This is a genomic window from Amycolatopsis roodepoortensis (assembly GCF_024628825.1).
Taxonomy (GTDB): Bacteria; Actinomycetota; Actinomycetes; order Mycobacteriales; family Pseudonocardiaceae; genus Amycolatopsis; species Amycolatopsis roodepoortensis.
Genome location: NZ_CP102415.1, coordinates 6802099 through 6826901 on the forward strand (window position 1 = coordinate 6802099; position 24803 = coordinate 6826901).

26 protein-coding genes are annotated in these 24803 nt (G+C 69.5%); 8 read left to right on the forward strand and 18 right to left on the reverse strand.

Features of this window, described 5'->3' with window-relative positions; all coding sequences use genetic code 11:
* Nucleotides 1-81 precede the first annotated feature (81 nt).
* Nucleotides 82-1353 carry an aminotransferase family protein gene (locus NQK81_RS32565; protein ID WP_257484521.1) on the forward strand — a complete coding sequence of 424 codons (1272 nt, stop codon included), beginning with the start codon at nt 82-84 and terminating at the stop codon, nt 1351-1353.
* A 127-nt stretch (nt 1354-1480) separates the two neighbouring features.
* Here the strand turns inward: NQK81_RS32565 and NQK81_RS32570 are convergent, their stop codons facing one another.
* A complete protein-coding gene (locus NQK81_RS32570; protein ID WP_257484522.1) occupies nt 1481-2485 on the reverse strand; it encodes a GlxA family transcriptional regulator in 1005 nt (334 codons plus the stop codon).
* 83 nt (nt 2486-2568) lie between these two features.
* Here NQK81_RS32570 and NQK81_RS32575 point away from each other — a divergent pair, with 83 nt between their 5' ends.
* Complete coding sequence (locus NQK81_RS32575; protein ID WP_257484523.1) at nt 2569-3444, forward strand: NAD(P)-dependent oxidoreductase; 876 nt, start codon at nt 2569-2571, stop codon at nt 3442-3444.
* Nucleotides 3441-3920, forward strand: coding sequence for a pyridoxamine 5'-phosphate oxidase family protein (locus NQK81_RS32580; protein ID WP_257484524.1), 480 nt, complete (start codon nt 3441-3443; stop codon nt 3918-3920). The genes NQK81_RS32575 and NQK81_RS32580 overlap by 4 nt, the downstream gene beginning before the upstream one ends.
* 175 nt (nt 3921-4095) lie before the next feature.
* On the opposite strand, the gene NQK81_RS32585 is transcribed toward NQK81_RS32580, so the two are convergent.
* The 4 genes from NQK81_RS32585 to NQK81_RS32600 all read right to left on the reverse strand — a co-directional run bounded on the left by NQK81_RS32585 (nt 4096) and on the right by NQK81_RS32600 (nt 6202).
* Nucleotides 4096-4518, reverse strand: a complete 423-nt coding sequence (locus NQK81_RS32585) for a VOC family protein (protein ID WP_257484525.1) — start codon at nt 4516-4518, stop codon at nt 4096-4098.
* A complete protein-coding gene (locus NQK81_RS32590) occupies nt 4497-4691 on the reverse strand; it encodes a hypothetical protein (RefSeq protein ID WP_020631236.1) in 195 nt (64 codons plus the stop codon). The genes NQK81_RS32585 and NQK81_RS32590 overlap by 22 nt, the downstream gene beginning before the upstream one ends.
* A gap of 111 nt (nt 4692-4802) precedes the next feature.
* Nucleotides 4803-5297, reverse strand: coding sequence for a GNAT family N-acetyltransferase (locus NQK81_RS32595; protein ID WP_257484526.1), 495 nt, complete (start codon nt 5295-5297; stop codon nt 4803-4805).
* 125 nt (nt 5298-5422) lie between these two features.
* Nucleotides 5423-6202, reverse strand: a complete 780-nt coding sequence (locus NQK81_RS32600; RefSeq protein WP_306856070.1) for an IclR family transcriptional regulator — start codon at nt 6200-6202, stop codon at nt 5423-5425.
* Between the two features lie 111 nt (nt 6203-6313).
* On the opposite strand from NQK81_RS32600, the gene NQK81_RS32605 reads away from it, so the two are divergent.
* Nucleotides 6314-7222: an SDR family oxidoreductase gene (locus tag NQK81_RS32605; protein ID WP_257484528.1), complete on the forward strand. Its 909-nt coding sequence runs from the start codon at nt 6314-6316 to the stop codon at nt 7220-7222.
* Here the strand turns inward: NQK81_RS32605 and NQK81_RS32610 are convergent.
* Nucleotides 7213-8730, reverse strand: coding sequence for a PH domain-containing protein (locus tag NQK81_RS32610; RefSeq protein ID WP_257484529.1), 1518 nt, complete (start codon nt 8728-8730; stop codon nt 7213-7215). The genes NQK81_RS32605 and NQK81_RS32610 overlap by 10 nt on opposite strands.
* Nucleotides 8727-9224: a PH domain-containing protein gene (locus NQK81_RS32615; RefSeq protein ID WP_126735651.1), complete on the reverse strand. Its 498-nt coding sequence runs from the start codon at nt 9222-9224 to the stop codon at nt 8727-8729. Before NQK81_RS32615 ends, NQK81_RS32610 begins: the two co-directional genes overlap by 4 nt.
* A gap of 147 nt (nt 9225-9371) precedes the next feature.
* Here NQK81_RS32615 and NQK81_RS32620 point away from each other — a divergent pair, with 147 nt between their 5' ends.
* A complete protein-coding gene (locus tag NQK81_RS32620) occupies nt 9372-10292 on the forward strand; it encodes a proteasome assembly chaperone family protein (protein ID WP_126735650.1) in 921 nt (306 codons plus the stop codon).
* A 204-nt stretch (nt 10293-10496) separates the two neighbouring features.
* Here NQK81_RS32620 and NQK81_RS32625 read toward each other — a convergent pair whose 3' ends face one another.
* Nucleotides 10497-11150 (reverse strand): NAD(P)-dependent oxidoreductase, encoded by a 654-nt coding sequence (locus NQK81_RS32625; RefSeq protein WP_257484530.1) that lies wholly within the window; start codon nt 11148-11150, stop codon nt 10497-10499.
* A gap of 141 nt (nt 11151-11291) precedes the next feature.
* On the opposite strand from NQK81_RS32625, the gene NQK81_RS32630 reads away from it, so the two are divergent.
* Entirely contained in the window at nt 11292-12116 is an 825-nt protein-coding gene (locus NQK81_RS32630) for a class I SAM-dependent methyltransferase (protein WP_257484531.1), read from the forward strand.
* Here the strand turns inward: NQK81_RS32630 and NQK81_RS32635 are convergent.
* Together NQK81_RS32635 and NQK81_RS32640 are read right to left on the reverse strand one after the other, a co-directional pair.
* The gene (locus tag NQK81_RS32635) at nt 12113-12319 is read right to left on the reverse strand and encodes a YciI family protein (protein WP_257484532.1); all 207 of its coding nucleotides are present in this window, start codon (nt 12317-12319) and stop codon (nt 12113-12115) included. The genes NQK81_RS32630 and NQK81_RS32635 overlap by 4 nt on opposite strands.
* A gap of 194 nt (nt 12320-12513) precedes the next feature.
* Nucleotides 12514-12948, reverse strand: a complete 435-nt coding sequence (locus tag NQK81_RS32640; RefSeq protein ID WP_257489895.1) for a MarR family transcriptional regulator — start codon at nt 12946-12948, stop codon at nt 12514-12516.
* A 110-nt stretch (nt 12949-13058) separates the two neighbouring features.
* On the opposite strand from NQK81_RS32640, the gene NQK81_RS32645 reads away from it, so the two are divergent.
* Entirely contained in the window at nt 13059-13724 is a 666-nt protein-coding gene (locus NQK81_RS32645) for a nitroreductase/quinone reductase family protein (protein ID WP_257484533.1), read from the forward strand.
* A 200-nt stretch (nt 13725-13924) separates the two neighbouring features.
* The gene (locus tag NQK81_RS32650) at nt 13925-14782 is read left to right on the forward strand and encodes a DUF11 domain-containing protein (RefSeq protein WP_257484534.1); all 858 of its coding nucleotides are present in this window, start codon (nt 13925-13927) and stop codon (nt 14780-14782) included.
* Between the two features lie 35 nt (nt 14783-14817).
* On the opposite strand, the gene NQK81_RS32655 is transcribed toward NQK81_RS32650, so the two are convergent.
* From NQK81_RS32655 to NQK81_RS32690, 8 genes are all read right to left on the reverse strand, one after another.
* Complete coding sequence (locus tag NQK81_RS32655; protein WP_257484535.1) at nt 14818-16044, reverse strand: RNA polymerase sigma factor; 1227 nt, start codon at nt 16042-16044, stop codon at nt 14818-14820.
* Complete coding sequence (locus NQK81_RS32660; protein ID WP_257484536.1) at nt 16045-16449, reverse strand: YciI family protein; 405 nt, start codon at nt 16447-16449, stop codon at nt 16045-16047.
* Between the two features lie 96 nt (nt 16450-16545).
* A complete protein-coding gene (locus NQK81_RS32665) occupies nt 16546-17538 on the reverse strand; it encodes an isopenicillin N synthase family dioxygenase (RefSeq protein ID WP_257484537.1) in 993 nt (330 codons plus the stop codon).
* 31 nt (nt 17539-17569) lie between these two features.
* The gene (locus NQK81_RS32670; RefSeq protein ID WP_257484538.1) at nt 17570-19159 is read right to left on the reverse strand and encodes a DHA2 family efflux MFS transporter permease subunit; all 1590 of its coding nucleotides are present in this window, start codon (nt 19157-19159) and stop codon (nt 17570-17572) included.
* 67 nt (nt 19160-19226) lie between these two features.
* Nucleotides 19227-20573, reverse strand: a complete 1347-nt coding sequence (locus tag NQK81_RS32675) for a UDP-glucose dehydrogenase family protein (RefSeq protein WP_257484539.1) — start codon at nt 20571-20573, stop codon at nt 19227-19229.
* 110 nt (nt 20574-20683) lie between these two features.
* Nucleotides 20684-21874, reverse strand: a complete 1191-nt coding sequence (locus NQK81_RS32680; RefSeq protein ID WP_257484540.1) for a hypothetical protein — start codon at nt 21872-21874, stop codon at nt 20684-20686.
* Nucleotides 21871-22971, reverse strand: a complete 1101-nt coding sequence (locus NQK81_RS32685) for a Rossmann-fold NAD(P)-binding domain-containing protein (RefSeq protein WP_257484541.1) — start codon at nt 22969-22971, stop codon at nt 21871-21873. The genes NQK81_RS32680 and NQK81_RS32685 overlap by 4 nt, the downstream gene beginning before the upstream one ends.
* Complete coding sequence (locus NQK81_RS32690) at nt 22949-24391, reverse strand: FAD-binding protein (RefSeq protein WP_257484542.1); 1443 nt, start codon at nt 24389-24391, stop codon at nt 22949-22951. The genes NQK81_RS32685 and NQK81_RS32690 overlap by 23 nt, the downstream gene beginning before the upstream one ends.
* Nucleotides 24392-24803: the final 412 nt, after the last annotated feature.

Consider the following 24803-nt stretch of genomic DNA (forward strand, 5'->3'; position numbering starts at 1 on the left):
GCGCGAACTGTGCACGATGGAGTGTTCGCGTTCCGGCCGGATCCGGGTGAGGATGGGGGCACGAGCACGAGGAGGAAGATCATGGTTTCGTCGGCGTCCGCGCGCAATCCGTTGTGGCACCCCTTCGCGGACATGGGAGCGGTCGACGGCGACCGGCTCGTCATCACCCGCGGTGAGGGTTCCTACGTCTGGGACGACGAAGGCGAGCGGTACTTCGACGCGACGGCGTCGCTCTGGTACGCGAACTTCGGGCACGGGCGCGAGGAGATCGCGCTCGCCGTCGCCGACCAGTTGCGGACGCTCGACTCGTACAACCTGTTCGGCTACAACGCCAACGAGCCCGCGTTGAAGCTCGCCGAGCGCGTCTCCGCGCTGGCACCCGAACCGGGCTCGAAGGTGTTCTTCGGGTCGGGCGGCGGCGACGTCATCGACACCGCCGTCAAGATCGCCCGTTCGTACTTCGCCCACACCGGGCGCCCGGAGAAGGTGCACGTCATCGGCCGGGTGCAGGGCTACCACGGCACCCACGGCTTCGGCACGGCCGTCGGCGGCATCGCGGCCAACGCGGCGGGCTTCGGGCCGCTGCCGGGCGACATCTCGCACGTCCCCTACGACAGCGCCGAAGCGCTCGAAGCCGAGATCCTGCGGGTCGGGCCGGAGCGGGTCGCGGCGTTCTTCTGCGAACCGGTGATCGGCGCGGGCGGCGTCCTCCTTCCCCCGGACGGGTACATCGAGACGGTCGCCGGGATCTGCCGCAAGCACGACGTGCTGTTCGTCGCGGACTGCGTGATCGCCGCGTTCGGGCGGCTGGGCACCTGGTTCGGCATCGACCGGTGGGCGGTGAAACCGGACATGATCACGACCGCGAAGGGCATCACCGGCGGCACGATCCCGCTGGGCGCGCTGATCGTCGCGCCGAGGGTGGCCGAGCCGTTCTTCACCGGTTCGCCCGGTGCGCCGGTGCTGCGGCACGGCGCGACCTACGCCGGGCATCCGGTCGCCTGCGCCGCGGGGAACGCGACACTGGACATCTACGAGCGCGACGGGCTGATCCCGCGCGGGCGGGAACTGGAGAAACCGCTGGCGGACGCGCTTTCCGGGCTCGCTTCGCATCCGTTGGTGGCGGAGGTCCGGGCCGGCCTCGGCTTCCTCGGCGCGGTCGAGCTGAAGGCCGAAGTCATCGAGGCGAACCCCGGCGCGGCGAACCGGTTGCAGCGGCTGGCGCGGGACGAAGGCGTCCTCGTGCGGAACCTCGCCAAGGGGATCGCGGTGTCGCCGCCGCTGATCGCGGGCGAGGCCGAGCTCGACCTGCTCACGACGGCGTTGCCGCGTGCGCTGGACAAGCTCGCCTAGGCCAGGTGTCCTGCGAGTCCGCTGGTGCCGGGTCGTGAGTGGCGTTTCGGGTTAGAACCCGAAACGCCACTCACGACCGCGGCGACCGAGGCCGTGACAGGACTTCCAGGACACCATCTGGCGGCTGTCATCCCGCGGCGGCGGCCACCGGTGGCTGCCGCGGGAACGCGTTCCGGTACGCGCCGGGCGAGACGCCGACCTGTTTCAGGAAGTGGTGGCGCAGGTTGTTCGCGGTACCGAGACCGCTGAGCTCCGCGATCCGCTCCACCGGCAGGGCGGTCGATTCCAGCAGGCTCTGCGCCCGGGAAAGCCGCTGGGTCAGCAGCCATTGGAGCGGTGTCGTGCCGGTCGCCTGCTGGAGGCGCCGGTAGAAGGTCCGGCGGCTCATCATGGCGCGCCGGGCGAGATCTTCGATCGTCAACGGCCGGTCGAGATGGGCCCTCGCCCAGTCGAGCACCGGTGCCAGCCCCTGGTCGTCGGTGGCGGGAACGGAAAGATCGATGAACTGGGCCTGTCCGCCCGGCCGGTGCGCGGGCACGACCATCCGGCGGGCCAGCTGGTTGGCCACGTGCGCCCCGAGGTCGCGCCGGACCAGATGCAGGCACAGGTCGAGGCCGGCGGTCATCCCGGCGCTGGTGAGCACGTCGCCGTCGTCCACGTAGAGCACGGAGTCGTCGACTTCGACCTCGGGGAACCGCTCGGCCAGCGCCGCGGTGTGCATCCAGTGCGAGGTCGCCCGACGGCCGTCGAGCAGCCCGGCCTCGGCGAGCGCGAAGGCGCCGGAGCACAGCGAGACCATCCGCGCGCCCGCGTCGTGGGCGCGCCGTAACGCGCTGATCAGCTCGGGGGAGACCGGCGCGCCGTCGCTGAGGACCTCGTCCGGTACCGACGACACGATGACGGTGTCGGCGCCGACGATGTCGTCGAGCCGGTACGGGGTGCGCAGCGCGAACCCGGGAGCCGCCGCCTCGGACCGGTCGCCGGTTCCGCACAGCCGCAGGTCGTACCAGGGATCGGCGAGATCGGGCTGGGGCATCCCGAAAACGGTGGCGGGGATGCTCACCTCGTACAGGTCCCAGAAGGCGATCCCGATCTCGTCGGGGACGACCAGGGCGACCGAACCAGCGCTCATGGGCACAGCCTATGGCACGAATTTGGTGCTTCCGGTCATCAGTGTCACTGGCAGCGGGAAGTGCCGGCCACGAGGCTGGTCACATGAGTACGACACCTGACCGAGTCGCCGTGATCGGCCTCGGCAACCTGGGCCACGCGCTGGCCGAAACCTTCTTGCGCCAAGGGATTCCCACGACCGTTTGGAACCGCGACGCCGCCAAGGCGGACGCGCTCGTCGCCGCCGGGGCGACGGCGGCGGCCACGGCCGCGGAGGCGATCGCGTCGAGCGACCTCGTGCTCGTCGCGCTGCTCGATGCCACCGTCGCCCGGCAGGTCCTGACGACGGCGGGCGATGCCGTCGCCGGGCGCGCGTTGGTCAACGTCACCTCCGGCGGGCCGGAGGACGCGCGTGAGCTGGCCACCTGGGCCGCCGAGCACGGCGCGCGGTACCTGCACGGAGCCGTCTACGCGGTGCCGCAGACGATCGGCACCGCAGGATCGTCGATCAGCTACAGCGGCGCCCAGGAGGTTCACCAGCGCTGGCAGCCGACGCTGGAGCTGTTGGGTAAAGGCACTTTCCTCGGCGCCGACGCCGGTCTCGCGTCGGGTTACGACGTCGCCATCTTGGCCGGGATGTACGGCATGATCGGCGGTTTCCTGCACGCCACGGCGATGGCGTCGGCGGCCGGGGTGCGCGCCACCGAGCTGACGCCGATGCTGCTGTCCTGGCTGACGGATTCGTTTCCGGCGCTGACCACCTTCGCCGAGGAGATCGACCGCGGCGGTTACACCGGTGGCGAGTCCAGCCTGGCGATGAACCAGGCGGGGCTGAGCACGATCATCCGCGCCAGCCGGGCGCTGGACGTCCCGCCGGACACCCTGCTCCCGATCAAGGACCTGATCGACCGGCAGATCGCGGCCGGACACGGCGCGGCCAGCCTCTCGCGCGCCGTCGAATCCTTCAGGAGCGCCGCATGAGCACGACGACCCGGGACTTCGGTGAGCTGGAAGCCGAGTTCGACAGCTACGTGGGAGCCATCAACTACGCCACGATGGTGACCGTCGACGCCCAGAACCGCCCGCGAACCCGCGTGCTCATCCCGGTGTGGGAAAAGGTCGACGGCCGTCCGCTCGGCTGGCTGGCCACCTTTCGGACGCCGGTGAAGGCTGCCCATCTCGAAGGCAACCCGCATACCAATTTCTCTTACTGGGCACCGGGGAACAACTCGGTGGCGATCGACGCGGTGGCCGTCTGGGACAACGAGCCCTCGGTCAAGGAGCATGTGTGGGACCTGTACCGCAAGACCAGCCCGCGCGGCGCCGGCTACCCGCTCGGCAATTTCTGGCAGGCACCGTCCGACCCGCGGCTGCATGTGCTTCGCCTGACGCCGTGGCGGATCCAGGTGATCCGCGGCGCCGACCTGCGCAGCCGGATCTGGCGAGCGGACCGGTAGCCGGATCGTCGTGGGTGTTCCCGGGCCGCCGGAACGACCGGGGAACACCCACGACTGTCACGCCTCACGCGAGGCGCGACGCGCACGAGGGCCGCGCGCTCGGTCATGAAGGGCACAGCCGACGGGACCAGGTCCCTTCATGACACCCCCAGTGGCGGGCCCTCGCAGGCCCGCCTCAGGAGAGGCAGAGTTCGTTTCCCTCCGGGTCCGCGATCGTGATCCACTCGGCGGGCCCTTGCTTGCCGCGGTGCAGGAACGTCGCGCCGCGCGCGGTCAGCCGCTCGAGCTCGGCCTCGATCCTGCCCGCCCCCATCCGGATGTCGAGGTGCAGCCGGTTCTTGACCGTCTTCCCCTCGGGCACCAGCTGGAAGAGGAACCGCTGCCCGGTCTCCGGATGGACGATCGCCGCGCCGTCCTTCCACACCAGGACACCGTTGTGCGTGGTCGTCGCTTCTTCGGCGGCGTAACCCGCGGAGACCATCTCGCGGATGAACTCCTCGTTGCTCTCCTCGACCCGCCACCCGAGCATCTCGGCCCACCAGTCCGCGAGGGCGTGCGGACGGGCGGAGTCCACCGTCACCTGGAAGTCATACGCCATACCGGCACATTAACGACCCGCCCCGACAATTCCGGGCGGTCGTGCCCGCTGACCACGGTGAACCGCCATTTGTCGACCCCGCCGCCGATGATCTCGGCGTAGCGCCGGGCGCCGTCCGCGTTGGCGAAGCGCACCTGCTGCCCATTGGTGAGATGGGTGATCTTGACGGCCATCCGTGCCTCCCTGAAGTCCGGTGCCGGCCCGCGGAGCTTCCCCCTCCGGGACCGGCGCCGACAGTAGAACACATGTTCGATGCCCGTCGCCAATCCGACCCCCCGGGCGGGTCATCTCCGCATGGTCACCCGCGGCCACGCGTCCAGGCCGCGGGCGATTTCGTGGTCCCGGACGGCTCGCAGACCGTCTGTGAGGCTCTCGTCGTCGAGCGTCACGAAGCCGAGCCGGGCGTAGTACGGCGCGTTCCACGGCACCTCGGCGTACGTCGTCAGCGTCAGCCCGGCGAGCCCTTCGCGCGAAGCCCACTCCGCGGCGTGCTCGATCAGCCGCCGCCCGAGGCCCCGGCGCGCGTGATCCGGATGGACGGACACCTGCTCGATATGGCCGTGGCCGTCGACGATCTCGGCGAGCAGGTACGCCACCGGTCCGTCGCCCGCGTCCCACACCCAGGCCCGGTCCGCGCGCTGGAAGGCCGTGAGGTCCGCGATCGACGGCGGGTCGTCGTCGGCGATCGCGGCCATGCCGAGCGCGCGGAACGGTTCGCCGGCGGCGCGTTCGATCTCCTGGAGTGCGGGCAGGTCGTCGGGGGTAGCGAGTCGGATCACGGTTCGAGTTCTACCCCGCCGCGGCGCGTGGGGCGCGTGAATTAGCGGCGAGGTTCCCGTGACGGGATGGACGACACGCGTGACCAGGCGGACGACACGCGTGATCAGGCGGACGACACGCGTGATCAGAGGGCGAACGACGAAACGGCGCGGTGGATCCGGCTCGCGTACGACTGGAGCGCGACGATGGCGGCCCGCTTCGCGTCGTCACCGATCCGGGTGGCGGGGGCGGCCAGTGTCAGCACCGCGGGCCGGTGCCCGGTGCTCGGGATCGGCACGGAACACGACCAGACGCCGTCGTCCAGCTCGCCCCAGCTGACCGCGAACCGGTTCGCCCCGGCGCGTTTGACCTCTTCCCGCACGCTCGGGCCGCGGCGCTGGACGATCGACGAAAGGCGTCTTTCGCGTTCGCCCTCCGGCAGCATCGCGAGCAGCATCTTGCCCGACGCGCCGGTGCCGAGCGGGACGGAATGCCCCGGCTGGAAGGTGAAACGCATCGCGCGTTCGCATTCGACCCGGTCCGCGCAGACCGCGGATTCACCGAAATGCTGGAACAGCAGCACCGTCTCGCCGAGGTCGCGGGCCGCCTCCTCCATCGCCGGACGGGCCAGCCGGGCGAGGTCGTTGGCCAGCTGCGCGGCCCGCGCGAGCGGCATCACCTGGCTCGTCACGTGATAGCGCCCCGTCCTGCCCTCCTCCAGGAGCTGGAGTTCCTTCAGCAGCGCGACATAGCGATAGGTCGTGGCGACCGGGGTGCCGATCCTCGCCGCGAGTTCGGCGACGCTCGCGTCCCAGCGGCGTTCGGAAAAGGAGAGCAGCAGCTGCAGTACTTTGCGCGAGCTGCTGGCGCCGGGGGTGCGTTTCGGCGGGGCGGTGGGGTTCACGGATCGTGCGGCAGGCGTCATCTCGACCTCTCGCCGGAGAATCACGAAGAGTCAAGAAACTAGCACATTGTGTGAATTGCGGACCAGGGTCTTTGGTCAACGAACAAGCGGACTTCTTGCTAGGTTCGGCCCATGGGAAAGCCATTGACCGGCAAGATCGCGTTGGTCGCCGGGGCGACTCGCGGGGCAGGGCGGGGAATAGCGGTCCAGCTGGGCGCCGCGGGCGCGACCGTTTACGTGACCGGTCGCAGTACCGGTTCCCGGCGATCGGAAATGAACCGCCCGGAGACGATCGAGGAGACGGCGGCGCTCGTCGACGAGGCGGGCGGACGCGGGATCGCGATCGCCGTGGACCATTTGGCGGCGGACGAGGTCCGCGAACTGGTGGAACGGATCGACGCCGAACAGGGTGCGTTGCACGTGCTGGTCAACGACATCTACGGGGCGCCCATCGAATGGGGAAAGTCGGTCTGGGAGTCCACTCTGGACGTCGGACTGCGGACCCTGCGGCTCGCGATCGACACCCACGCCATCACCAGCCATTTCGCGCTTCCACTCATGATCAGGAATCCGGGCGCGCTGGTCGTCGAGGTCAACGACGGCACCGCCGCGTACAACTCGGAGAACTACCGGGTTTCGTTCTTCTACGATCTCGCCAAGACCGCGGTGAACCGGATGGCGTTCGCGCTCGGGCACGAATTGGCGCCGCATGGCGGTACCGCGGTCGCCGTCACGCCGGGCTGGTTGCGTTCCGAAGCGATGCTCGACGCTTATCGGGTGACCGAAGAGAATTGGCGGGACGCGACGAAGGTGCAGCCGCATTTCGCCATTTCTGAAAGCCCGGCGTTCGTCGGCAGGGCGGTCGCGGCACTGGCCGGTGACGCGGAAGTCGCCCGCTGGAACGGGAAATCGGTGTCCAGTGGCGAATTGGCGAAGGAATACGGATTCACCGACCTCGACGGCAGCCGTCCCGATTGCTGGCGCTATCTCGTCGAGGTCCAGGATCCCGGCCTTCCCGCGGACGTCACCGGCTACCGCTGAACCTCCCGGCGCAGGAACGGCGTGAGGAGACCTGGCGCCGCCTGCTCCGCCATCGCCAGCCCGGCCGATTCGCCGACGTCGACCACCCGGTAGCCGCCCTTGCCCGCCGCGATCGGGGCCGTCACGGTGATCAATCCGGCGCGGCGCTGGAAGAACGAGCGGCTGACGACGACGCCGGTGAGGCCCTCGCGCCGGATCGCCACCGTCGCCCGTGCCAGTGAACCCGACCGGCTGACCAGGTACCGCCCGACGATCGCGTGGCCGAGGTTGCGGTAGCGGTCCCAGCCCACCAGCGCGGCGAGCGGGACCAGGCCGAGCGCGACCTGCCACATCCAGGACGGCAGGAAATCGATCCACGCCAGGCCGAAGAGGGCGGCCGCCAGGATCAGCACGCCGCCGACCGCGCGGGTGAGCCGTCTGGTCAGCGCCCGCCGGGGATGCCGGTCGAGCGGGACGGTGGCCGGGTCGAAGTTCTCCCGCAGCACTTCGGCCGCGACCTCGTGGACCCGGCCCACGGGCGCGGGCGGCAGGAGCAGCCCACCTCCCTTGTCCCCGCCCTTGCCCTCACGCAACCCGCCCACGATCGCGGTGAGCCGCGCCCCGCCCGCGATCCGCAGCGGCAGCGGCTCCTTCACCTCGACGCCGCGAAGCCGTTCTTCTGCGATGGACACCGACCGCGTGGTGATCAGCCCGCGCCGGACGTGCAGCGTGCCTTCCGTCTCCCGGGTGAGCTTGAAGTTCCAGAACGACAGCACGTAGCCGCCGACGGAAAGCAGGGAGACGACCACGAGCAGGGCGACCGCCGCCACGACCACGATCAGCCACACCGCCGTGTTCGCCAGATCGTCCAGGAGATCCCGCAGCGGGCCGACGTTCTCCGGGGCGATGTTCAGCTGATGCGCGAAATGCCAGACCGCGGCGAAGATCGCGCCCACCACGGCGAGCCCGGACAGGGTGAACGGCGCGTACCGCACCCACCTGCGGTCGACCTCCGCCACGACCTGCTCGGGCGGCGGCGCCTCGGCTTCGGTGGTGATCTCCTTGCGGTGCAAGAGGACCGTGCGCAGCCGGTCGGCCTCGGTCCGGCTGACGGCGTCGAGCACCAGCTGGTCGCCGTTCGCGCCCTGGGCGGGTGAATGCCGTCCGGTGCCGATGCGCACGGCGCTGAGGGAGAACAGGCGGTGCTTGGGTTCCGAGGTGACGTCGACCGTGCGCACCCGGTCCAGCGGGATCGCGCGATGTTTGCGCAGCAACAGGCCGGTGGTCCATTCCACCTGACCGTCGGCGATGCGGTACCGCGAGGTGAGCACGTGCGAGACCCCGACGAACACGGTCAGCGCGGTGACGCCGAGCCCGAACCATTCCCAGCCGTTGCCCCGGCCGAGGATCACCGTCCCGATCAGCACCGGCAGCGATTTCACGACGTCGAGCACGGGGCGGATCAGCAGCATCCGGCGGTCGAGCCGGTGCCACTGGCCGCCGGCGTCCGGGAGCGCCTCGGTGCTCACGTCGCGTCACCGGGAGTGGCCTGAGTGGTCTTCGTGAGCTCCGCGGCCAGCTTCAGCGCTTCGGTGTGGTCGAGACCGGCGATCTTGACCGGGCCCGCGGCCGACGCCGTCGTCACGGTGATCTTCGCCAGCCGGAACAGCTGCTCGACCGGGTCGCGTTCGATGTCGACGGTCTGGATCCGCGAGATCGGCGCGATCCGCCAGTCCTGGCTGAGCCAGCCTTCCTGGGTGTACACGGCCTCGCCGGTGACCTCCCAGCGGTGGATCCGGTAGCGCCACTGCGGCATGACCAGCAGATGCAGCGGCGCGATCACGCAGGAGATCGTCAAGGTCACCGTGAGCCACGTCGGCGCGTCGTCGCTCGTGAGGACGAACACCGTCTGCGCCGCGATGAGGATCACCCAGCCGACCGCGGCCCACACCGTCCAGTAGCCGATGGCGCGCCTGCTCACCCGATTGGCGGGCGGGCGCAGGCCGAGCGTCTCTTCTGTCACCCCTCCACCCTGCACCACGTCCGTGCGGACCGCCCACGACGGCTGTCACGGACCGATAGGATCCAAGCCACCGTCGGCGGAATGGATACCCCCTATCGGGGCGTTGGCATCGGTGGACGGTCGTACCCACGAAACCTGGAGGATCTGGTGGCGCTGGACCCGGAAGACCTGTACGAGGTGGACTCGGACGTCCCTGACCTCGGCGGGGCCGTGCTCCTGCACTACTTCGACGGATTCATGGACGCGGGTTCGGCGGGCAAGCTCGTCGCCGAGCAGCTCCTGAACTCCTCCGAGCACCGGGTGATCGCGCGGTTCGACGTCGATCGCCTCATCGACTACCGCTCGCGCCGCCCGGCGATGACCTACTCCATCGACCACTGGGAGGCCTACGACGCCCCCGAACTGGTCGTCCACCTGCTGCACGACGCCGACGGCGTGCCGTTCCTGCTGCTCACCGGGCCGGAACCGGATCACGACTGGGAGCGGTTCTGCGCGGCCGTGCGCGGGCTGGTCGAACGCTGGGACGTCCGGCTCACCACCGGTTTCCACGGCATCCCGATGGGCGCGCCGCACACCCGCCCGCTGGGCGTGACCGCGCACGCGACGCGGAACGAACTCGTCGGCGAGCACCGTCCGCTGCCCAACCGGATGCAGGTGCCGGGCAGTATCGCCGGGCTGCTGGAGTTCCGCCTCGGCGAGTGGGGGCACGACGCGTCCGGATTCGCGGCGCACGTGCCGCACTACCTGGCGGACTCGACGTACCCGAGCGCCGCGCTGAACCTGCTCGGCGCCGTCGCCGCGGCGACCGGGCTGAACCTGCCGGACGGCGACCTGCGTGAGGCCTCGCACGAGGCGGAGGCCGAGATCGCCCGCCAGGTCGCCGGATCGGAGAAGGTCGCCGACGTCGTGCGCGCGCTGGAGCAGCAGTACGACACGTTCATGGAGGCGTCCGGCAAGGAGAGCCTGCTCGCGGAATCGGTCGAGCACATGCCGACCGCCGAGGAGCTGGGCAAAGAGTTCGAGCGGTTCCTGGCCGAGCAGAACGGCGGCGACGCGCCGGAGCGCTAGTCCCACGTTGGCCCCGAGGTACATAAAGGCCCCCTTCATTGCGCTAGACGCAGTGAAGGGGGCCTTCATGTACTTGGGGTGCCGGCGACCGCGGCGCGAAAGTACTTGGGGTGCCGGCGACCGTGTCGCGAAAGCCACTTTCGAGACGCCTGGTGTCCCGAAAGTGGCTTTCGCGACATCATCTCCGAACAGTCCAGGCCACCGTCAGTGGTCGATCGCGACCATGACCCGGGAATGCTTCGGCCGCTCGATCTCGTCGACCAGCGCGACCGCGAGATCCGCGTAGGAGAACGGCCCCGCGTCCGCCGCGCGCGGCAGCACCCGGTGGTCCCCGCTGCGGTACTCGCCCGTGCGCCCGGCGTGCTCGTCGAGCATCACCGGCGGCGGCGCGACGACCACCCAGTCGAGTCCTTCGCCGGACGCACGGAAGACCTCCAGTTCCGCCGTGTGCCCGAGCGAGAACTCGCGGTGTTCGGGCGGCCAGCCCGGCTGGTCGTGGAAAGCGACGCCCGGGGCGATCTCCAGCGCCGACCCGACGCCGACGACCACCAGTCTCGCGACACCGGCCCGGCCGAGGCCGTCGATCAGCGCGTGCGCGGCGGCCGGGTAGTACTCGCGTGACGGGAGATCCGCGCGGTAGATGGAACTGATCGCGGCGTCGTGCCCGGCGGCGGCCTTCGCGACGTCGTCCGCGACGGTGACGTCGGCGGCGGTCAAGGTGACGTTGTCCCCGGCGAGATCCTTGTGGCGGCCGGGATCCCGCACCGCGGCGGTGACCCGGTGCCCGCGGCTCACGGCTTCGGCGACGGCCCGGCGCCCGCCGCGTCCGCCCGCCCCGAAGATGACGATCCTGCTCATCGTGCTCCCTTTTCCCGTGCCGGCAACCGAATGCCGGCGGTGATCCCGATGCTAGGAGCGGACCCCTCGGTTACCGCAACGAAACCGACCCCGCACGTTCCGGTCCCGTTCACCCGGATGGCCCTGGTGTATCGTCCCGGGATGCGTCACCTGGTACCCCATTCAGCCCTGAAAACCTTGGGCCGGTCGGCCCGTGGCACGCTCGGCCGGGGCCTGCACCGGCTCGCCCGCCGATTCCATGATCCTTATACGGAGGAATTGGAACGGGTCGTCGCGGAACTGCGCGAAGAGATCGTCCGGCAGGGGGATCGCTGTTTCGATCGGATCGTCGAGTTCGAAATCCGGAGCCGTCGCGACATCATCTACGCTGGCGACCAGGACGCGGCAAAGGACAGCAATCGTTTCGCCCGTGAGCAGCTGACCGGGACCAAGCATTTCGCGAGTCCGGAAGAGACGCTCGCGTACGCGCTTTCCCTTGCCCCGTCCGGAGGAATGGCCCTCGAATTCGGCGTCGCGACCGGGAACACACTGGGCGCGATCGCCAGGGCCCGTGGTGGTGTCGAGACCTACGGATTCGACTGGTTCCAAGGATTACCGGAGAACTGGCTCAACGGGATGCCCGCCGGTTCGTTCGCGCGCGACGACCTGCCGGACGTCCCCGGCGCCGAACTCGTCGTCGGCCTTTTCGCGGACACGCTTCCCGGTTTTCTCGAGCGGCACGAAGGCGTCGTCGACTTCCTTCACGTGGACGGAGATCTGTACAGCTCCGCGAAAACCGTGCTCGATCTGGTCGGCCCGCGGCTGCGGTCGGGCAGCATCGTGCATTTCGACGAGTTCTTCAACTATCCCGGCTGGCAGCGGCACGAGTACAAGGCGTGGCTGGAGTACGTCGAACGCACCGGCGTCGAATTCGAATACGTGGCCTACACCTACACCGACAACCAGGTCACCGTACGGATCACCTAGAGCAGTTCGCGGACCTCGATCGTGCCGATCGCGGCCCACGGGTGGCTCTTCGCCGCCTCGACGGCCTGTTCACGGCTGTCGCGTTCGAGGATGTCGATCCCGCCGATCTGTTCCTTCGTCTCGGCGAACGGACCGTCCGTGAGCAGTGCCTCGCCGCCGCGGACGCGGACGGTCGTCGCCGAGGCGGGCGGATGCAGTCCCATCCCGTCGACACGCAGGCCGCACCGCTCCTCCTAGGCCGTGTCCTGTAAGTCTGTTCGATGGGCTTCGTGATCCAGGTGGTTCCTGACGGTGCGGGTGGGTCGGCCTCGTACCGGGTCGTACTCGGCCGAGCCCGCCCGTGCCGTCAGGGAGCGCCTGGGCGCGGAGACCGCGAACATGACTTGCAGGACACGGCCTAGTCGGTCAGTCCGTCTTCGTAGGCGCGCAGGGTATCGATGAACAGGCGCCGTTCGGCCGGGGCCAACGGCGTGAGCGCCTTCTGCCAGGCGCGGGCGCCCTGCGCGAGCCAGCCGTCGATCGCGGGCCGCATCCGCTCGGCGATCGCGACGATCCGCCGCCGCCGGTCCGCTTCGTCCTCGCGCCGGTCGAGCACGTCCTTCTTGGTCAGCTCGCCGACCATCAGGCTCACCGTGGTCGGGGCGACCTCGAGCCGTTCGGCCAGTTCGTTCACCGTCATGGGCCCGTCGAAGAGCAGGTACGACAACAGGGACAGGTGACGCGGAGCCAGTGACAGCGACTGGAGCTCTTCGGGGATCTTGATCCGCTTCGCGCGCCCGACCATCCGCGGCATGAGCAGCAGCAAAGCCCGCACGGCGTCGTCGACTTCCATGTCCTCGGTTGACACCGGCCACCCTCCTGGATACCTTTGCAAGCAAAGAGGCTTTGCTTGCAAAGCAAAATAGCTTTCACGATGATGCTACCTGGGGAGTACCGGTGCTGATGACCACCGCGGACGCCGGAACGGGGCGTCCCCGCACCACTCGTGTCGACTGCCGCCCGTCCGGAAGCCGGTACCTGGTGTTCGCGCCCGACGGCGATTCACCTTGGTATCGCGACCTTCTGGTCAGTCCACAAGCGACACTGGAAATCGACGGCGTGCCGCATGCCGCGCGTGCCGTGCCGCTCGAAGGCGGGGAACCGGGTTTCGCGCTGCATCTCTTGGAGGTCGACGCCGCCCGCGGCCGGGCGATCGCCGATCAGCTGCTCGTCCATCACGGGGAGCTCCGCAAGACGCTGGCGGCGGCGCGGGCCGAACTCGACGGCGCGCCCGCCGCGCGCCGGACGGAGCTGCGGGGCGAACTGCTCGGCCATTGCGTGACCTTCTGCAACGACCTGCGCATGCACCATCTCCGCGAGGACGGCGCGTTCACCGCGATCGAGAAGGCCCATCCCGGGCTCGCGCCGGCGCTGAAGCGGCTGCGTCAGGAGCACGAGACCGTGTCCCGCGCACTGCGCGATCTCGATCGGCTGCTGCAAGGCAAGGGGGAGATCGAACGCGCCGCGCTACGCGAGGAGTTCGAGCGCGTCGTGAAGGGGCTCGAAGAGCACTTCGCCTACGAGGAGGCGAATCTGCTTCCCGCGCTTCGCGGCGAAGGCGCGAGCTAGCCGGCGTTGGTCACAGCTTGGGAACGAGCGTGGTGATCGAACTGCTGACCGAAGACGGGTACTGCGCACCTGGAACACGCGGGCGGGTTGCTCCGAGCGGGTGAGAGCGGCGGGCCATCCGGCGGGAAACACCGGTAACGAACGCCTGCCACCCGGCGACTGATCGTTGTCCGCACCGACGTCCGGGATTGTGAGAACCGATGAAGCTTCGAAGAGCCACACTTCTGTCGCTCGTGGTCGCGGCCGCCACCATCACGCTCGTGTCACCGGCGCCCGCCTCCGCCGAGACTCCCACCAGTTCGGTGGTGGTAAGCCCGACCACTGTCCAGCGTGGACAGACGTTCACCGTCGAGCACTCGCTGTACAATGCGCTCACGGACGCGGCCATCGAGGGCGGGGCGGCGACGCTCTACACCGCCGAGACCCCGCTCACGGGGATCGCCGATGTCGTCTCGTGCCCGGGCGCGCTCAGTTGCAGCTCGCACGTCGTGAGCATCCGCGGCGGGGTCGGGGACGTGGCTCCCGGAGACAGCCGCAAGGTGACTTTCACCCTGCGGATCAAGGACGACGCCCCGCTCGGCCCGGTGACCCTGCGACACCAGTTCCTGGGTGAGAACTACAGTTTCGAGACTTTCGACGGCCCCGTCCTGACCGTCACCGGCGGCACGACCGCCGCCGATCTCGGGGTCACGCTGACCGCGTCCCCGCGCGGGCTCCTGACGTCGTCGATCGACTACACGGTCAAGGTGACGAACGCCGGCCCGGCCGCGGCGTCCGGGATCCGGGTGGCGTCGGCCCTCGGCAACGGGCTGCGCTTCACCGGCTCGCCGTCCTGCTCGAACCCGGGCGGCACGAAGGTCGTCAACTGTGACTTCCCGTCGCTCGCCTCCGGAGCCAGTGCCACCGCCAAGTTCTCGGTGGCGACCGGGCTGCTGACCGTCGGGCCGGTCAAGACGACCGCGAAGATCACGCAGAGTTCCGTCGCCGACCCGAACGCGGCCAACGACACCGCGTCGTCGACCTGCACGGCGATCACCGGGCTCCTGGTCAGCTGCTGACAGTCCTGCCGGGTCGTGAGTGGTGTCTTCACCACTCACGACCCGCGCAGGCGTTCGGCCCGCGTGTGGAGATACCGCTGCTGCGGCAGGCTCGTGGCCAGCCGCGCGGCGTCCACATAGGACTCGACGGCTCCGGCGGTGTCCCCGGCCATCTCCAGCAGATGCGCGCGGGCGGCGTGGAACCGGTGGTCGCCGGAGATCCGGTCGCCCAGCTTTTCCAACGCCGCCAAGCCTTCCCGTGGCCCTTGGGCCATCCCGACGGCGACGGCGTGGTTCAGCGCCACCACCGGATTATCGGAGAGCCGCAGCAAAAGCGCGTACAGCGCTTCGATCTGCGGCCAGTCGGTCTTCTCGGCGCTCGGCGCCTCGTCGTGCAGCGCGGCGATGGCCGCCTGGATCTGGTACTGCCCGGTCGGCCCGTGCGGCAGCGCTTCGGACAGCAGCGCGATGCCCTCGGCGACGTACTCGGTGTTCCACCGGCTCCGGTCCTGTTCGGACATCGGGATCGGCGCGCCGTCCGGCCCCGTCCTCGCCGGACGGCGCGCATCCGTGAGCAGCATCAGCGCGAGCAACCCGGTGACCTCGCTGTCGTCCGGCAGCAGCCGGTGGACGATCCTGGTCAGCCGGATGGCTTCGGCGGAAAGATCGCTCCGCACCAGAACAGGGCCGGACGTGGTGGCGTACCCCTCGGTGAAGATCAGGTACAGCACGTGGAGCACCACGTCGAGCCGTCCCGCCTCCGGCGGCATGCCGAACGGGACACCACCGGCCTTGATCCCGGCCTTCGCGCGGCTGATCCGCCGGGTCATCGTCGCTTCGGGCACCAGGAACGCGCGGGCGATCTCCGCCGTGGTGAGGCCGCCGACCGCGCGCAGGGTCAGCGCGATCTGCGACGCGGGCGACAGGGACGGGTGACAGCACAGGAAGAGCAGGACGAGCGTGTCGTCTGAGTCGGCGGCACTCCGGTCCGCGGCGGGGGCGAGATACTCCTCCGGCAACGTCCGCTGGACGACGGTGTCCTCGCGACGGCGTCGCGCCTGCTCGGCACGGAGGAGGTCGGTCAGCCGCCGCGAGGCGACCGTGATGAGCCACGCGCGCGGGTTTTCGGGCCGTCCTTCGGCGGGCCACTGCGTCGCGGCCGCGAGCAGCGCCTCCTGCGTCGCGTCCTCCGCCAGGTCGAAGTGACCGTAGCGGCGGACGACGGCGCCGAGGACCTGCGGAGACAGCTCGCGCAGCAGGTCTTCGACGCCGCTGTCCGGCACCTAGAGCTCCAGTTCTTCGAAGCTGTCGGCGCACGGCCGGATGTCGACGTACCAGTCGCGGCCGAGGTCGCTGCCTTCCGGATGCGGGGTGTTCGCCAGCTGGGCCGCGATCTCGATGGCGCGGTCGTAGCTCGCGCAGTCGACGGTCGTGTACCCGACCAGGACCTCCTGGGTCTCGGCATACGGTCCGTCCGTCACCACCAGGGAGCCGTCGCGCAGGGAGACGCGGCGGGCGTGCGCCGGCTGGGAGAGGCCCTGCGCGTCGACGAACTCGCCCGATTCGACCAGGTCGTTGTTCCACTTGCCCATGAACTCGTGCAGGGCCGTGACCTCGTCGCTGCTCCAGGCGCCGGCGATGTCGGTGAGGTCCTTCTGCGACCCGAACATCATGATCATGTACTTCATGGTTCTCTCCTCTCGGCGGGCACCGCTCCGGTGCCTTCTGCCGGGGACGTCGGAGCCGCCGGACCGGACCGGACATCGTCCGCCGAGGATTCTTCCTCAGCCGCGGCCGGCCGCGGTGTTCATCGCGTCGGCGGGTTCCAGTGTCCGCCCGCCGGTGATCTTGGCGTAGAGGTGCGCACCGCCGAGGACCGGCGGATACTTCGGCGGATTGCCGGCGGAATGGCAGGTCGGGAGGCATTCGAACCGCGCGTCGTGGTCGCCGTCGAAGAAGAACGCCACGCTCCGCCGCCGTGACGGCCCCGGCCCGGACGGCGGCACGACCCGGTGCAGGGTGGAGCGCCAGCGGTCGTTGGTCCACTGCGCGGTGAGGTCGCCGAGGTTCACCACCAGCGCGTCCTCGGCGGGGACGACGTCGTGCCAGGCGCCGTCGGGGCCGTGGATCTGGAGGCCGGGGACCGGGTCGGCGTAGAGGACGGTGACGATGCCGTAGTCGGTGTGCGCGCCGAGCCGCATCTGGCCCGGCAAGGGCTCGGGCGCTCCGGCGCGGCGCTCGAAGTGATTCACCCGCAGGGTGCGTGTCGGATGCCGGGTGTACGCGCCGAGGTAGCCGTCCGGCAGCCCGAGCGCCTTCTCGAAGATCTCCAGCAGCACTCGCGCGACCCGGTGCGCTTCGTCGGCGTATGCGGTGAGCGCGGGACGCAGGTTCTCCGGCGCCTCGGGCCAGATGTTGGGGACGAAGAAGCCGTACGGGTCTCCGCCGTCGATGTGCTCCGCGCCGATGACGAACGATTCCGACAGGTCGGGCGGTGTCTTCTCGCCGAGGCTGTACGCCAGCCCTTCGGTGCCTTCGGCCGCGTACCCGCGATCCGAGGCGCGGTCGGCCGGCGCGGATCGGAGCTTCTCCTCGACGGGGAGCGCGAAGAAGGCAGCGGTCGCTTCGCACATGTCGTCGATCGTCGCCCGGGGGATGCCGTGCCCGACGACCTGGAGGAATCCGACGCTCCTCAAGGCCTCGTCGACGGTGTGCGCGAGCCGCGTGCGGTCGCCGTCGTGCCAGGTGCTCAGGTCGACCGTCGGTACGAGAGTCATACAGCGACGGTAGCCAGGTCCGCGCCGGTGCTCACCGGGTCGCGGTCATCCGATCGGGCGATCCGCGCTGCCCGATCGGCCCCCGCAGGTTCACCGAGCACACGAGGCCGAGGATCAGCGCGCCGACGGGAAGCAGGAAAGCGGCCTTGACCGCGTCCGTGAGCGCGGCACCGGTGACCTGCGCGGCCAGCTCCCGGGCCTGGGCCGCGATCTCGGACGGCAGCTCCGCGGGGACGTCGGGAGCGCCGCCGAACTCGCTGGCGACGGCCGCCGCCCCGGCTTCCCCGGTGAAACCGTCGACGAACCGTTGCCGGAATTCGGCGGGCAACGCCACCGCCGCTTCGGGAGCCCGCGCCGTCATCGAGGCACCGGCCCGCGCCTCCACCAGCACACCGACGGCCGCGCCACCGAGCACTCCGCCCACCTGGCGCGCGGTGTTGAAGATGCCCGACGCGCTGCCGACCAGCGAACGCTCGACGGAGTTGAGGGTCACGTTGTTCATCGGGGAGAAGGTGAACCCGACCCCGAGGCCGCAGAGCAGCAGCCCGGGGAGCAGGGCCTGCGGTGAACTCGCGGGGATGATCACCAGCGAGACGAGGCACAGGCCGCTGCTCAGGGAGAGCATCCCGAACGCCAGCAGGTACTTGGGATTCACCCGGTCCGAGAGCCTGCCCGCGAACGGCGCGACGCCGCCGGACACCAAGGCGAGCGGTGCGATGAGCAGCCCGGCGTCGGCCGGAGACAGCCCCAGCACCGATTGGACGTAGACGACGAACAGCAGCAGCATGCTGGTCATCGTGAAACCGACCGTCACCGCCGACGCGGCACCCAGTGAGAAGTCGCGGTGACGGAAGATCCGTAACGGCAGCAGCGGTTCGCGGCGGTTGGCCCGTTGCCACAGGACGAAACCGCCGAGCAGCAGCACCCCTGCCCCGATGATCTCGAAGGCCGTGCCCCAGCCGTAGGTCTGTCCATTTTGGATTCCGAAGACGACGCAGACGAGACCGGCGCCGAAGAGCAGGATGCCGGGAACGTCGAAGCGGTGCGAATTCCCCGGCCGCCAGTCGGGGACGAGGACGGCGGTGAGCGCCAGCGCGATCAGCCCGACCGGGACGTTCGCGAAGAAGATCCATTCCCAGCCGAGCCGGTCGACGAGCACCCCGCCCAGTACCGGGCCGGCGATCATGGCGAGGCCCGCGACGCTGCCCCAGGCGCCCATCGCCGGGCCGCGTTCGTCCGGCGGGAACAGATGCGTGATGAAGGCCGTGGTCTGCGGTGTCATCAGCGCGGCACCGAAACCCTGCACCGCGCGGGCGGCGATCAGCGTCTCGACGTCGCCGGCGAGCCCGCACCAGAGCGATGCCGCGGTGAACACCAGCAGCCCGGCGACGAAGACGCGTTTCGGCCCGAACCGGTCGCCCAGCCTGCTGGCGGGCAGGATCGGGACGGCGTAGGCGAGCAGGTACACGCTGGTCACCCAGATCACCGCGGTCAGCTCGGTGCCGAGTTCGCGCACCATCGACGGCACCGCGATGTTCACGATGCTGATGTCGAGCATGACCATGAAGAAACCCAGGCACAGTGCGAAAAGCGCGGGCCAGGGCCGGGTTCGCTTCGGCATCCGTCCTCCTCTTCCGGCGCCGGAAGGGACGGACGACGGGCGGGATCGCCCGCCGTCCACCCCGTGGTCATCCTGCTTGCGTGACCATTTCGGCGACGGGCGCCACGGGGGCCCAGACACTGTCCGGACGGCCGATGCCCTGGTAGGCGAGCCCGGTCCGCGCCACGGTGTGCGGGTCGAGCAGGTTCCGGGTGTCGATGACGGACCGGCCGTGGAGCCGGTCGGCGATCCGTCCCCAGTCGAGGGCGCGGAACTCCGGCCATTCGGTCAGCAGCACCACCGCCGCCGCCCCGTTCGCCGCGTGATAGGCGGTCCCGGCGATCCGCACGGCGTCCGTCACGCCCGCCACCGGCGCGTGGACGCTGGGGTCGTAGCCGGTCAGTACCGCGCCTTCGGCGGCCAGCAGCGCCGCGATCGCCAGCGACGGGGAGTCCCGCAGATCGTCCGTCCCGGCCTTGAACGTCAAGCCGAGCAGGCCGATCCGGACGCCGGCGAGGTCGCCGCCGACGGCCTTGCGCACCTTGCCGACCACGAGCTCCTGCTGCTTCACGTTGGTTTCGATCGCCGCCCGCAGCAAGGCGAAATCGCTGCCCGCCGACTCCGCGGTGCGCAGCAGCGCGAAAGTGTCCTTCGGCAGGCAGGAGCCGCCCCAGCCGGGGCCCGGCCGCAGGAACGACTTGCCGATCCGCTCGTCGTACCCCATCCCGGTCGTCACGTCGTCGATACTCGCGTCGAGGTATTCGCACAGCTCCGCGACGGTGTTCACAAAGGACAGACGCGTCGCGAGGTAGCAGTTGGACGCGTACTTGATCAACTCGGCGCTCGCGGAATCGGTCACCAGCACGGAGGTGTCGAGCTTGTCGTACAGCTCGGCGACCCGGCGGGCGGGGACCGGGTCGCGATCGGCCGAACCGACCACGACCCGGTCGGGGTTCAGGAAGTCGTGGACCGCGAACCCCTCGCGCAGGAATTCGGGATTGGACACGACCGCGACGTCGGGGCGATCGATCAGGCCGGCGACGCGGGCCGCCGTGCCGACGGGGACCGTCGACTTGTTCACCACGACGCAGCCGGGCGGCAGGAGATCCCGCACCTCGGCCACGACGGATTCCAAGGCGGTCAGATCCGCCGCGCCGCTCGCGCCCATCGGTGTCGGCACGCAGAGGATGACGATCTCCGCCGCCGCGGCCGCCGCGCTCGCGCCGAGGACGAACCGCAGCCGTCCGGACGCCAGCCCGTCCACGACGAGTTCGCAGATCCCCGGTTCCCTGATGGTCGCTTCTCCGCGCTGCAGCGCGTCGAGCTTTTCCTGGTCGACGTCCGCGCACACGACGCGGTGTCCCAAGGACGAAAGGCACGCGGCCGTGGTCAGCCCGACGTAGCCCGCGCCGATGACGGCGACCTCTGCCCCCATAGTTGCACCCATTCCCTTACCCTCCAGTTGTTCGACGTCGCCGGGCAGCACGGAACCGCACTGCCCGGCGACGTCGCGAGATACGGATTTTCAGCCGGACGAACGTCGTGTCACTTGGCGTGCGGGATCGCCCTGATCCCCTCGTACGGGGTCTCCCTGCCGAGGTAGTCCACCGTTTCGAACAGGCCGATGGCGTCCATCGGGTAACGCGCGCCCGCCTCCGCCGCGAAGACGCACGGCAGGATCTGCTTCCGCTCGGAGGCGGCGGCCTGACCGCCCTTGCGGATGTGCTTGTGGGTGTGGATCAGGATCGGCATGTAGCCGCCGCCGAGGAACGAACCCGACTGCAGCACCGCCCCGCCGACGCAGTCGATCACGCAGCCCTTGCCGAGGATCGCGTCGCGGCCCTGGTAGTAGTACGAAGGCGTGGCGAGCGTGCCGTGCTCCACATGGAAAACGCCCGCCGAAAGGCCGATGATCGAGCGGCCGCAGGTGCGCAGCACCGACCGGTAGAAGTCGACCAGGATCGGCCGCACGGTCGTGTCCGGAAGCGAGAACTCACCGCACATCAAGGTGATGCGCACCAGTTCCGCGAGCGTGAGGCCGGAGCCGTGCTCCCCGGGGAACTCCTGGTCCCACGGCACGAGGTAGTCCGACGGCGCGACCATGGTCGTCCCGACGTCTTCGAGGATCAGCCGCTCCGGTTCGCCGACCGGTTCCTCCGGCAGGACACCGTTCGCGAGGACGCGGACGGCGAGCATGTGCCTGCTCTCCAGCGTCTTCGCCCGGCTGGCCGCGATCAGGAGGTTGAGCCTGCCGGTCACCGTTTCGGGGATGTCGAAGAGGTGGTCGATACCGTCGGTGGGGACGGCGATCTTCGCCTGCAGCCCGCGGGCGGGCAGCGGTTCGTAGGAGTCGACGACCTCCTGGAGAGCGCCGGCGTACTCGCCCGTCCCGGCCTGTACGAGCCGCTCCGCGGCCAGAGCCCGGTAGTCGTAGGGGATCGAGGTCGACGTCGACAGCACGACGTCGGCGAGCAGGGCGCGATACCGGTCGTCGTCCAGCGACGACGCGGCCAGCTCCAGTGACAGATAAGGGGATTCGTCACCGGGGCCGTGGATCCAGCTCGCGGTGAACGGTGCCTCGAACCGGCACGCCTTCGAGAACAGCGCCCGGGCGGCGTCGTCGTTCTTGATCTGGCCGGTGACCTCGGCCAGCGCCACGTCGCGGTCCGAGACCTCGGGCAGCATGTCCTTGGCCGGCCGCAACAGTGTCGAAAGATCTTCGATGCTTCGCGTCATGCTTCGCTCCCAATTCGTGCGAACTTCTCGTTTTCCGTTGTCTGCGGGAAGATTCCGGTGAACATCGCCGAACCAAGGGCGGCGAGGAACCGGTGCTCGGCGGGGCGGACCACCGTGGTGCCCTCGTCGAGATGCTGCAAAAGGTCCAACTGGGTCAGGAGTGCCTCCTTGAAATGGTTGACGGCGATGCGGAAATGGCGCGCCGGAGCGGCGGTGTCCCTGATGTGGACGGTGTGGACGTTCTTGTGGTCGGGATCCGCGCCGAAGAACGGTTCGAAGACCAAGGTGACGTGCTTGCCGGAGCGGAGCTCGACGTCCGCGAACCGGTACCGGAACTCGGACCCGTACGGGATCACCGCCGGGGCGATGAAATCCCTCGAAACCCTTTCCGGGAAAGCGAATCCGGCCAGCTCGGGGAAGGCGATGGCGCCGGTCGACGACGTGTAGAGCTCGACCTCCGGGATACCGGGAGCCGTGGTCCGTACCCGCATCTCCGGCGTCACCGAAGACGGCACCGTGCGCAGATAGGTCCGGTACGCCGCGGACGGGAGGATCGCGCGCAGGATGCTCAGCATGTGGAAGCCCTCGTAGCCTGCTTCGCCGTACTGGGTGTCGACGAATCTGCCGTTCGCGACGTCGAATTCGCGGTTCTTGGTGAATTCGACGGTGATCTTCCTGATCGGATCGGACACGGCGGATTCCCGCACCGACGCCGCGAAGCGCTGCACGGCTTCGCTGTGCGAGTACACGTCGTTGACGATGATCCGGGCACGGGGATGGCGCCGGACCGTGTGGCCGAGATCGGCGAGGTCGTCCGGGTAGCAGGCCGGTTTCTCCAGCAGGACACGGGCATCGGGCCGCCGCCGCAGTATCTCGTCGACGATCGCGAGATGGGACGCCGTCGGGGTGGCGACCACCCAGGCGTCGACCGCCGCGGGATCCGGCACCTGCGCCACCCGCTCCCAGTCGCCGCCGTCGCCGATGTCCACGGTGCGGATCCGGTGGCCCGCCTGCCCGTAGCACGTGGCGTACAGCGAGCCGATCTTGCCGAGTCCGACGATCACGATCGTCTTCTCAGCCAGCGCTGGTGCCGACACGGGCTTCCCCTCCCCGTGACCGGATGGCGTGACGGGCGGCGGACGTTCCCGCCGCCCGCCCCAGCACGGCGCCCGCCATCAGGCCGGTGCCGCCCGGATAGCCCTGGTCGTAAAGGCCGCCCACGATCACGCCCGCCGCGTACAGGCCGCTGATCGGCTCGCCACCACCGCGTACCTCGGCGTCCGGGGTCACGGACAGCCCGCCGTAGGTGAAGGTCAGCCCGCAGACCACCGGGACGAACAGGAACGGAGGGGTGTCGAGTCGTTTCTCCGCCTGGCCGTCGTGCAGCCGCTGGACTTCGGCGGCCAGGTTCGCGGCGTCGATGCCGAGCCGCCGGGCGCCTTCTTCGAGCGAGGAGACCGACACCGACGCCGGATCGCCGACGTAGCCCTTCGGGAGCGCGCCCGCCGAGACGACCTTGTCGTCGAAGATCTGGAACGCGATCTTTCCGGGCTGTTCCTGGATCTTCTGGCCCAGCGTGACGTAGGTGAGGTTGCTGTAGCCGCCGGATTCGTCGAAGAACCGGCGCCCCTCCCGGTTGACCACGACACCCAGCGGATAGGCGTAGCGGGCGAGGCCATGGGATTTGTGCATCTGCCCCGGCAGCATGTGGTCGGGCAGGTTGATGCCCTGCGGCGTGGTGTGGCATTTTTCCCAGTTGCCCGCGGTGTCGGCGCCGAGGTCGACGGCCGCCGCCAGCGGGGCCCCTTCGTTGAACGGAACGCCGCGCAGCTTCACGTCCCGCCACTCCTCCCCGAGGTGGCGTTCCCGCAGCCGGTCGTTCGCCTCGAAACCGGCAGACGCCAGCACCAGCGCGTCGGCGAGCATCGGGAACGCGGGGCCGGAACCGTGGAGCAGATACCGGTCGCCGGCGGTCTTCTCGAATCCGGTGACCGCGCTGTCGTAGAAGACCGTTCCGCCGAGCTGTTCGAACCGGGCGAAGTTCCGGTCCTGCAGGCTCTGGCCGCCCCCGTCGAGGACGATCGGCACGTCACCGGGCAGCGGGGTCGGTCTCGGGGCCCAGCGCTGACCGAAGTCGCGCATCCAGGTGATCGTGTCCGTCGACCGGCGGATGATCGATTCGATGAGGGCGACGTCCACCTGATCACCGGACACCGCCAGCCAATCGCCGAGGTACTGCTCGTCGGTGTATCCCCGCCTGCCCGCCAGGATCTCGTCGACGCGGCCTTTGTCCGCCTCCCGTAACAGGGAAGCGATGAATGGGCTTCCTTGCCAGGAGAAACGCATCGTCCTGGTCAGGGAACTGTTTCCGCCGCGTAAATTCTTCGGTGCGGCTTCGAGGACGCTGACCGCCGTCGCGCCCGCTTGTAGTGCGGCTATCCCCGCGCAGAGGCCCGCATTACCGGCGCCGACGACGACTACCTGCCTTTCGGCGACGGCATTTTGCCCGTTATCCATCAACAACGCTCCACAAATCCGATGTTCGCCATTCAGGGGCGACCGAGTTCGAGCGAGACCGAGCCATACCGCCGGAAGGCATGGAGAAGGGTTATGCCCTCGAACGGGTGCCGAACCGGCGGTACACTGCGGAAATCGCAGCGTTCACTCCTCGCGTGTGCTCAGATGTGCGGCGCACGAGGGTTCTTCTTCGGAATCAGCGCATCGGCCGCCCCATACGGGCGATGCCGGCGTCATCCGGTCTTCAGTGCAGAGATTTCAGTGGACGCCTTCCGAGATGAACCGGGAGTTTCCGCCGGGTTCACCGTCGCCCTTGACGATGATCGTGCGGATGCTTCCGGTTTGCTCATTTTTCTCCGGCCCGGCTTTCCCGGGCCTCCCCAGGTTCGGTCGGTGTCGAAACCGACTGGGG